Raw genomic sequence first — 10,455 nt, 5'->3', positions numbered from 1 at the left:
AGCAAGTGGTGAGTGCGTCGTATGAAAAGGTCGTCGAGGCGCTGCGGAAGTCCCTCGAAGAGGTCGGCACGCTGAAGAAGCGGGTCAACGCCGCCAGCGAGCCGATCGCGATCGTCGGCATGGCGTGCCGGCTGCCCGGGGGCGTCGCGGGGCCGGACGACCTGTGGCGGCTGGTGGCCGAAGGCGGCGACGCCGTGTCGGGGTTCCCCACCGACCGCGGCTGGGACCTGGACACCCTGTTCGACGCGGACCCGGACCACGCGGGGACGTCCTACACCGACCGGGGCGGCTTCCTCCACGACGCCGCCCTGTTCGACCCGGGCTTCTTCGGGATTTCGCCGCGCGAGGCCCTCGCCATGGACCCGCAACAGCGGCTGCTGCTGGAGACGTCCTGGGAAGCCCTCGAAGGCGTCGGCCTCGACCCGACCTCGTTGAAGGGCACCGACGTCGGCGTCTTCACCGGCGCCGGCGGCTCGGGCTACGGCGGCGGCCTGACCGGCCCGGAGATGCAGAGCTTCGCGGGCACCGGGCTGGCGTCGAGCGTGGCGTCGGGCCGGGTGTCCTACGTCTTCGGGTTCGAAGGCCCGGCGGTCACCATCGACACCGCCTGCTCGTCGTCGCTGGTGGCCATGCACCTGGCCGCGCAGGCCCTCCGCCAGGGCGACTGCTCGATGGCACTGGCCGGCGGCGCGATGGTGATGTCGGGCCCCGACTCCTTCGTCGTCTTCTCCCGGCAACGGGGACTGGCCACCGACGGCCGCTGCAAGGCGTTCGCCTCCGGCGCCGACGGCATGGTGCTCGCCGAGGGCATCAGCGTGGTCGTGCTGGAGCGGCTGTCGGTCGCGCGCCGGCGCGGGCACCACGTCCTCGCCGTGCTGCGGGGCAGCGCGGTGAACCAGGACGGCGCGTCCAACGGCCTCACCGCCCCGAACGGCCCTTCGCAGCAGCGCGTCATCCGCGCGGCACTGGCGAACGCCGGCCTCGGACCGTCCGATGTGGACCTCGTCGAGGCCCACGGCACCGGCACCAGCCTGGGCGATCCCATCGAGGCGCAAGCGCTGCTGGCCACCTACGGGCAGGAGCGGGAGACGCCGTTGTGGCTCGGCTCGCTGAAGTCGAACATCGGCCACACCCAGGCCGCCGCGGGCGTGGCCAGCGTGATCAAGGTCGTCCAGGCGCTGCGGCACGGCGTCATGCCGCCGACCCTGCACGTCGACGAGCCCAGCTCGCAGGTGGACTGGTCCGAAGGCGCGGTGGAACTGCTGACGGAGAGCCGCGAGTGGCCGCGCGGCGACCGGCCGCGCCGCGCCGGGGTGTCCTCCTTCGGCGTCAGCGGCACGAACGTGCACCTGATCATCGAGGAGGCGCCCGAGGAGCCGGCCGCGGCCGCGCCGGTTTCCGCGGCCGTCGTGCCGCTGGTGGTTTCGGCGCGCAGCACCGGCTCCCTGGCCGGGCAGGCCGAACGGCTGGCCGGGGTGGCGGTGCCGACGGCGAACCTCGCCGGGGCGCTGGTGTCCGGGCGCGCGGTGCTCGAGGAACGCGCGGTGGTCGTGGCCGGTTCGGACGAGGAAGCCCGCGCGGGGCTCGGTGCGCTGGCCCGCGGGGAGGCCGCGCCCGGCGTCGTGACCGGGACCGCGGGCCAGCCGGGCAAGGTCGTCTGGGTGTTCCCGGGGCAGGGAACGCAGTGGGCCGGCATGGGCCGCGAGCTCCTGGACTCCTCGCCGGTGTTCGCCGAGCGGATCAAGGAGTGCGCGGCCGCACTGGACCAGTGGACCGACTGGTCCCTGCTGGCCGTCCTCCGGGGCGAAGGCGACCTGGACCGCGTCGACGTGCTGCAGCCCGCGTGCTTCGCGGTGATGGTCGGGCTGGCCGCCGTCTGGGAATCCGTGGGGGTCCGGCCGGACGCCGTCGTCGGGCACTCGCAGGGCGAGATCGCCGCGGCCTGCGTGTCCGGGGCGCTCACCCTCGACGACGCCGCGAAGGTCGTTGCCCTGCGCAGCCAGGCGATCGCGGCGCGGCTGTCCGGCCGCGGCGGGATGGCGTCGGTCGCGCTGAGCGAAGACGAGGCGAACGCGCGGCTGGCGCTGTGGGACGGCCGGATCGAGGTCGCCGCGGTCAACGGCCCCGCCTCGGTGGTGATCGCCGGCGACGCCCAGGCCCTGAACGAAGCCCTGGAGGTGCTGGCCGGGGACGGCGTCCGCGTCCGGCAGGTCGCCGTCGACTACGCCTCGCACACCCGGCACGTCGAGGACATCCGCGACACCCTCGCCGAGACCCTGGCCGGGATCACCGCGCAGGCGCCGGTCGTGCCGTTCTTCTCGACCGTCACCGGCGAGTGGGTGCGGGACGCCGAGGTCCTGGACGGTGGTTACTGGTACCGGAACCTGCGCAACCAGGTCGGCTTCGGCCCGGCCGTGGCCGCGCTGATCGAGCAGGGCCACGGCGTGTTCGTCGAGGTCAGCGCCCACCCGGTGCTGGTGCAGCCGATCAGCGAGCTCACCGACGCGGTCGTCACCGGGACGTTGCGGCGCGAGGACGGCGGCCTGCGGCGGCTCCTGACGTCGATGGCCGAGGTGTTCGTCCGCGGCGTCCGCGTCGACTGGGCCACGCTCGTGCCGCCCGCACGCGCTGACCTGCCGACGTACGCCTTCGACCGGCAGCACTTCTGGCTCCGGCCGGCCGCGCAGGCGGACGCCGTCTCGCTCGGCCAAGCCGAGGCCGGGCACCCGCTGCTCGGCGCGGTCGTGCAGCTCCCGCAGTCGGACGGCCTCGTGTTCACCTCACGGCTGTCGCTGCGGACGCACCCGTGGCTCGCCGACCACACCATCGGCGGCGTGGTGCTCTTCCCCGGCACCGGGCTGGTCGAGCTGGCGGTGCGGGCCGGCGACGAAGCCGGCTGCCCGGTCCTCGACGAACTCGTGACGGAAGCGCCGCTGGTCGTGCCCGCGCAGGGCGGGGTGAACGTCCAGGTCACGGTGAGCGGCCCGGACCAGAACGGCGCGCGCACGGTGGACGTCCACTCCCAGCGCGAGGACGGGTGGACCCGGCACGCGACCGGCACGGTTTCGGCGACCCCGGCCGGCGGCGCCGGCTTCGACTTCACCGCGTGGCCGCCGCCGGACGGGCAGCGCGTCGAGATCGGCGACTTCTACGCCGACCTCGCCGAGCGCGGATACGCGTACGGGCCGCTGTTCCAGGGCGTGTGGGCGGTGTGGCAGCGCGGCAGCGGGGCGAACACCGAAGTGTTCGCCGAGGTCGCCCTGCCCGGCGACCGGCGGGAAGACGCCGCCCGGTTCGGCCTGCACCCCGCGTTGCTCGACGCGGCCCTGCAGACCGGGACGATCGCCGCGGCCGCGTCCGGACAGCCCGGGAAGCCCGTGATGCCGTTCTCGTGGAACCGGCTGGCCCTGCACGCGGTGGGCGCCGCGGGCCTGCGGGTCCGGATCGCCCCCGGCGGGCCGGACGCGCTGACCGTCGAAGCCGCCGACGAGACCGGCACTCCCGTGCTGACCATGGACTCGCTGATCCTGCGCGAGGTCGCCCTCGACCAGCTCGACACCGCGCGCACCAGCTCGCTGTACCGGGTCGACTGGCCCGAACTGCCCATTGTGGACAGTGCGGCGCCGGTAGGTGACATCGAGGTGCTCGATGCTTCCGGTGAGGAGCCCCTGGAGCTGGCCGGCCGGGTGCTCGAAGCCGTGCAGGCGTTCCTCGCCGACGCGGCGGAAGACGCCCGGCTGGTCGTGGTGACCCGGGGCGCCGTCCGCGACGTGACCGACCCGGCCGGGTCCGCGGTGTGGGGCCTGGTCCGGGCCGCCCAGTCGGAGAACCCCGACCGGATCGTGCTGCTCGACACCGACGGCGACGTGTCACCGGAAGCCGTGCTGGCGACCGGCGAACCGCAGCTGGCGCTGCGCGGCAAGACGTTCTCGGTGCCCCGGCTCACCCGCGTCACCGAACCGGCGGAGACACCGCTGACCTTCCGTCCGGACGGGACGGTCCTCGTCTCCGGCGGCGGGACGCTGGGTGCGCTGGCGGCCCGTGCCCTGGTCACCCGGCACGGCGTCCGGCGACTGGTCCTGGCCAGCCGGCGCGGCCGGGACGCCGAGGGCGTCGAAGCCCTCGTCACCGAACTGACCGGGCAGGGCGCGTCGGTGTCCGTGGTGGCCTGCGACGTCTCCGACCGGGACCAGGTGGCCGCACTGCTCGAGGCACACCCGGTGACCGCGGTGGTGCACACGGCGGGCGTGTTCGACGCCGGTGTCACCGGGGCGCTGAACCGGGAGCGGCTGGCCAAGGTGTTCGCGCCCAAGGTCGACGCCGCCCGGCACCTCGACGAGCTCACGCGCGACCTGGACCTCGACGCGTTCATCGCCTACTCGTCCGCGTCCTCGATCTTCATGGGCGCGGGCAGCGGCGGGTACGCGGCGGCGAACGCCTTCCTCGACGGCCTGATGGCCGCCCGCCGCGCGGCCGGCCTGCCCGGCCTTTCGCTGGCCTGGGGTCCGTGGGAACAGCTCACCGGCATGGCGGACACCATCGACGACCTCACCCTCGCCCGGATGAGCCGGCGCGAAGGCCGCGGCGGCGTCCGGGCGCTCGGGTCCGCCGAAGGCATGGAACTCTTCGACGCCGCCCTCGCGGCCGGGGAGGCACTGCTGGTGCCGATCGAACTCGACCTGCGCGAGGTGCGGGCCGACGCGGCCGCCGGCGGCACGGTGCCGCACCTGCTGCGCGGGCTGGTCCGGGCGGGCAGGCAGGCGGCGCGCACGGCGTCCGGCGACGACGGCGGCCTGGCCCGCAAGCTGGCCGGGCTGACCGTCGCCGAACAGGAAGCGCTGCTGCTCGACCTCGTCCGCGGCCAGGTCGCCGTGGTGCTCGGGCACGCCGACAGCTCCCGCGTCCGCGCGGACGCGGCGTTCAAGGACGCCGGGTTCGACTCGCTGACGTCGGTGGAGCTGCGCAACCGGCTGCGCGAGGCGACCGGCCTGAAACTGCCCGCGACGCTGGTCTTCGACCACCCGAACCCGCTGGTCCTGGCCCGGCACCTGCGGACGGAACTCGCCGTCGAGGAGGCGTCCCCCGCGGACACGGTGCTGGCCGGGCTCGCCGGGCTGGAGGCGGCCATCACGGCCGCGTCCGACGGCCCGGACGGCGACCGGATCACCGCGCGGCTGCGGGAACTGCTCAAGACCGCCGAGGCGGCCGACGCCCGGCCGGACCCGGCCGACGATCTCGACACGGCCAGCGACGAGGAGCTCTTCGCCCTCGTCGACGGGCTCGACTGAAACCGCACACATGAAACTTCTAGGGGTTGAGTTCAGTGGCTGACGAGGGACAACTCCGCGACTACCTCAAGCGGGCGATCGCCGACGCCCGCGACGCCCGCACGCGGCTGCGCGAGGTCGAGGAGCAGGCGCGGGAGCCGATCGCCATCGTCGCCATGGCGTGCCGCTACCCGGGCGGGGTGTCCTCGCCCGAAGACCTGTGGCGGCTGGTGGCCGAGGGGACCGACGCCGTCTCCGCGTTCCCCGGCGACCGCGGCTGGGACGTCGACGGGCTCGTCGACCCGGACCCCGACCGCCCGGGCACGACGTACACGGACCAGGGCGGCTTCCTCCACGACGCGGGCCTCTTCGACGCGGGGTTCTTCGGCATCTCGCCGCGCGAGGCCGTCGCGATGGACCCGCAGCAGCGGCTGCTGCTGGAAACCTCCTGGGAAGCCATCGAGCGCACCGGCACCGACCCGCTCTCGCTGAAGGGCAGCGACGTCGGCGTGTTCACCGGGGTCGCCAGCATGGGCTACGGCGCCGGCGGCGGCGTGGTCGCGCCGGAGCTGGAGGGCTTCGTCGGCACCGGCGCGGCGCCGTGCATCGCGTCCGGCCGCGTGTCGTACGTCCTCGGCTTCGAGGGCCCGGCGGTCACCGTCGACACCGGGTGCTCGTCGTCGCTGGTGGCGATGCACCTCGCGGCGCAGGCGCTGCGGCGGGGCGAGTGCTCGATGGCCTTGGCCGGGGGCGCGATGGTGATGGCCCAGCCCGGCTCCTTCGTGTCCTTCTCCCGGCAGCGCGGGCTCGCGCTGGACGGGCGCTGCAAGGCGTTCGCCGACAGCGCCGACGGGATGGGGCTGGCCGAGGGCGTCGGCGTGGTCGTGCTGGAGCGGCTGTCGGTTGCCCGCGAGCGCGGGCACCAGGTGCTGGCGGTCCTGCGCGGCATCGCGGTGAACCAGGACGGCGCTTCGAACGGCCTGACCGCGCCCAACGGCCCGTCGCAGCAGCGGGTGATCCGCGCCGCGCTGGCCGAGGCCGGGCTGGCACCGTCCGATGTGGACGCCGTCGAGGGCCACGGCACCGGCACGACCCTCGGTGACCCGATCGAGGCGCAGGCGCTGCTGGCCACCTACGGCAAGGACCGCGAGACGCCGTTGTGGCTCGGGTCGATCAAGTCGAACATCGGGCACACGCAGGCCGCCGCGGGCGTGGCCAGCGTGATCAAGATGGTGCAGGCGCTGCGCCACGGCGTACTGCCCCCGACGCTGCACGTCGACCAGCCGTCCACCGAGGTCGACTGGTCGGCCGGCGCGGTCTCGCTGCTGACCGAGGCACGGGAGTGGCCGCGCGACGGCCGCCCGCGCCGGGCCGGGGTGTCCTCGTTCGGGATCAGCGGGACCAACGCGCACCTCATCCTGGAGGAAGCGCCCGAGGAGGAGACGCCTCTCGCCGCGACGCCCTCCGCGGGTGTGGTGCCCTTGGTGGTGTCGGCTCGTGGTGCCCTGGCCGGTCAGGCCGAGCGGCTCGCCGCGTTCCTCCGCGCATCCGACGCGCCCTTGTCCGAGGTCGCCGGGGCGCTGATCGCCGGCCGGTCCCGGTTCGACGACCGGGCCGTCGTGGTGGCGGGCACCCGGGACGAGGCCGTGGCGGGCCTGGAAGCGTTGGCTCGCGGGGAAGAGGCGGCCGCTGTCACCGGCCGGGTGGGTTCGCCCGGCAAGGTGGTGTGGGTCTTCCCGGGTCAGGGCTCGCAGTGGGTCGGCATGGGCCGGGAGCTCCTCGAAGCGTCCCCGGTGTTCGCCGAGCGGATCGCCGAGTGCGCGGCCGCCCTCGAACCGTGGGTCGACTGGTCGCTGCCGGAGGTCCTCCGCGGCGGGGGCGACCTGGATCGGGTCGACGTGCTGCAGCCCGCCTGCTTCGCGGTGATGGTGGGGCTGGCCGCGGTGTGGGAGTCCGTCGGTGTGCGGCCGGACGCGGTGGTGGGCCACTCGCAGGGCGAGATCGCGGCGGCGTGCGTGTCGGGCGCGTTGTCGTTGCAGGACGCGGCGAAGGTGGTCGCCCTGCGCAGCCAGGCCATCGCGGCGAAGCTGGCCGGTCGCGGGGGCATGGCTTCGGTCGCGTTGAGCGAGGAAGACGCGATCGCGCGGCTGGCGCCGTGGGCCGACCGGGTCGAGGTGGCCGCGGTCAACAGCCCGTCGTCGGTGGTGGTCGCCGGCAACGCCGAAGCCCTCGACCAGGTCCTCGAAGCGCTGGCGGGGCAGGACGTCCGGGTCCGGCGGGTCGCGGTGGACTACGCCTCGCACACCCGGCACGTCGAAGACATCCAGGAGCCCCTCGCCGAGGCACTGGCCGGGATCGAGGCCCAGGCGCCGACCCTGCCGTTCTTCTCGACCCTGACCGGTGACTGGATCACCGGCGCCGGGGTCTTCGACGGCGGTTATTGGTACCGGAACCTGCGCAACCAGGTCGGCTTCGGCCCGGCGGTGGCGGAGCTCGTCCGCCAGGGCCACGGCGTGTTCGTCGAGGTCAGCGCGCATCCCGTGCTCGTGCAGGCGATCAGCGAGATCGCCGACGACGCGGTCGTCACCGGCTCGCTCCGGCGCGACGACGGTGGCCTGCGCCGGCTGCTGACGTCGATGGCCGAGCTGTTCGTCCACGGCGTCGACGTGGACTGGGCGACGCTGGTGCCCCCCGCCCGGGTGGATCTGCCGACGTACGCCTTCGACCACCAGCACTACTGGCTGCGGTACGTCGAGACGGCGGCCGACGCGATCGGCCCGGTGGTCCGGCTGCCCCAGACCGGTGGCCTGGTCTTCACCACCGAGTGGTCGCTGAAGGCGCAGCCGTGGCTGGCCGGCCACACCCTGGACGACGTGGTCGTCGTGCCCGGCGCGGCACTGGCCGAGCTGGCCATCCGGGCCGGCGACGAGGCCGGCACGCCGGTGCTCGACGAACTCGTCATCGAGACGCCGCCGGTCGTGCCCGACCGGGGTGCGATCCGGGTGCAGGTCAGCGTGTCCGGGCCGGCCGAAGACGGCACCCGGACCCTGGAAGTGCACGCCCAGCCGGACGACGCCACCGACGAGTGGACCCGGCACGCCACCGGCACGCTGTCGGCGACCCCGTACGAAGGCAGCGGGTTCGACTTCACGACTTGGCCGCCTCCGAGCGCGCGGCAGCACGGCGACGAGATCTTCGCCGAAGTCTCCCTGCCCGACGACGCGGACACCGGTGCGTTCGGGATCCACCCCGCGCTCTTGGCCGCGGCCCTGCCCGGCGAAGACGGACTGACGCAGCCCATGGAATGGCGTGGCCTGACACTGCACGCCGCGGGGGCGTCGACGCTGCGGGTCCGGCTGGTGCCCGGCGGGTCCCTCGAAGCGGCCGACGGCGCCGGCCACCTGGTCGTCACGGCCAAGGAGGTGACGCTGCGGCCGGTGACCATCGAGCAGCCGCGCACCACCACGAAGGACTCGCTGTTCCAGGTGAACTGGATCGAGCTGCCCGAGAGCGGGGCAGCGGCCGCGGACGACGTCGAAGTGCTGGAAGTGCCCGGCGGCGACTCCCCGCTGGCGGCGACCTCCCGGGTCTTGGAGAAGCTCCGGACCTGGCTGACCGAGGCGGAAGCGGAAAAGCTGGTCGTCGTCACGCGCGGCGCGGTGCCCGCCGGAGACGACCCGCTGACCGACCCGGCCGCGGCCGCGGTCTGGGGCCTGGTCCGGTCCGCGCAGGCGGAGAACCCGGACCGGATCGTCCTGCTCGACACCGACGGCGAGGTCCCGCTGGGTGCGGTGCTGGCCGGCGGGGAGCCGCAGGTGGCTGTGCGTGGCAGCGCACTCTTCGTGCCGCGCCTGGCTCGCGCCGACGCGGCGCCGGTGTCCGGTCTGCAAGGGACGGTCCTCGTCTCCGGCGCCGGGGTGCTCGGGGAGATCGTCGCCCGGCACCTGGTCACCCACCACGGCGTGCGGAACCTCGTCCTGGCCAGCCGGCGCGGCCTGGCCGCCGACGGCGCGAAAGACCTGGTCACCGACCTGACGGGCGAGGGTGCGGACGTGTCCGTCGTCGCCTGCGACCTGGCCGACCGCGACCAGGTGGCCGCCCTGCTCGACGAACACCGCCCGGCGAGCGTCATCCACACCGCGGGCGTCCTGGACGACGGCGTCATCGGGACGCTGACCCGAGAGCGGCTGGCGAAGGTGTTCGCGCCCAAGGTCGACGCCGTCCGCCACCTCGACGAGCTCACCCGCGACCGGGACCTCGACAGGTTCGTCGTGTTCTCCTCCGGCTCCGGCGTCTTCGGCTCGCCCGGCCAGGGCAACTACGCCGCGGCGAACGCGTTCCTGGACGCGGCGATGGCGAGCCGCCGGGCGGCGGGCCTGCCCGGCCTGTCGCTGGCGTGGGGCCTGTGGGAGCGGGCCACCGGCATGACCGCGCACCTCGGTGGCGCCGACCAGGCCCGGATGAGCCGCGGCGGCGTGCGGCCGATCACCGCCGAGGAGGGCATGGCCCTGTTCGACGCGGCGCTGGGCGCGCAGCCCGCGTTGCTCGTGCCGGTCAAGCTCGACCTGCGGGAGGTGCGGGCCGGTGGCGCCGTGCCGCACCTGCTGCGCGGCCTCGTCCGCACCGGGCGGCGGCAGGCGCAAGCTGCGTCCACAGTGGACAACGACCTGCCGCGGAAGCTGGCCGGACTGGCCGCGCCCGAGCAGGAGGCCCTGCTCGTCGACCTGGTGCGCAACCAGGTCGCGGCGGTCCTCGGGCACGCCGGGCCGGACGCCGTCCGCGCCGACACCGCGTTCAAGGACGCCGGCTTCGACTCGCTCACCTCGGTCGACCTGCGCAACCGGCTGCGGGAGAGCACCGGGCTGAAGCTGCCCGCGACGCTCGCCTTCGACTACCCGACCCCGCTGGTCCTCGCCCGGCACCTGCGCGACGAGCTCGGCGCCGGCGACGACGCGCTTTCGGTGGTGCACGCCCGGCTCGAAGACGTCGAGGCGCTGCTCGGCGGGCTGGTCCTCGACGAATCCACGAAAACCGGTCTCACCCTCCGGCTGCAGGGCCTGGTGGCCCGGTGCAACGGGGTGGGCGACGACCCGGACGGCGAAACGCTGGCGGACCGGCTCGAAGCCGCGTCCGCCGACGAAGTCCTCGACTTCATCGACGAGGAGCTGGGCCTCACCTGATCCCGGTT

The 10,455-nt window shown here is 74.5% G+C and carries 2 protein-coding genes; both read left to right on the top strand.

What is annotated here, in order from left to right; translation table 11 throughout:
- Positions 1–5 precede the first annotated feature (5 nt).
- The gene (locus tag CCN39_RS11300; protein WP_086841063.1) at positions 6–5,288 is read left to right on the top strand and encodes a type I polyketide synthase; all 5,283 of its coding nucleotides are present in this window, start codon (positions 6–8) and stop codon (positions 5,286–5,288) included.
- A 35-nt stretch (positions 5,289–5,323) separates the two neighbouring features.
- Positions 5,324–10,447 carry a type I polyketide synthase gene (locus tag CCN39_RS11295; RefSeq protein ID WP_086841061.1) on the top strand — a complete coding sequence of 1,708 codons (5,124 nt, stop codon included), beginning with the start codon at positions 5,324–5,326 and terminating at the stop codon, positions 10,445–10,447.
- Positions 10,448–10,455: the final 8 nt, after the last annotated feature.

Origin of the sequence: Amycolatopsis kentuckyensis (assembly GCF_002155975.1) — a bacterium.
In the GTDB taxonomy this organism is placed as follows: domain Bacteria; phylum Actinomycetota; class Actinomycetes; order Mycobacteriales; family Pseudonocardiaceae; genus Amycolatopsis; species Amycolatopsis kentuckyensis.
The sequence above is the reverse complement of the archived record's forward strand: the minus strand, read 5'-3'. Positions and strand labels throughout refer to the sequence as shown.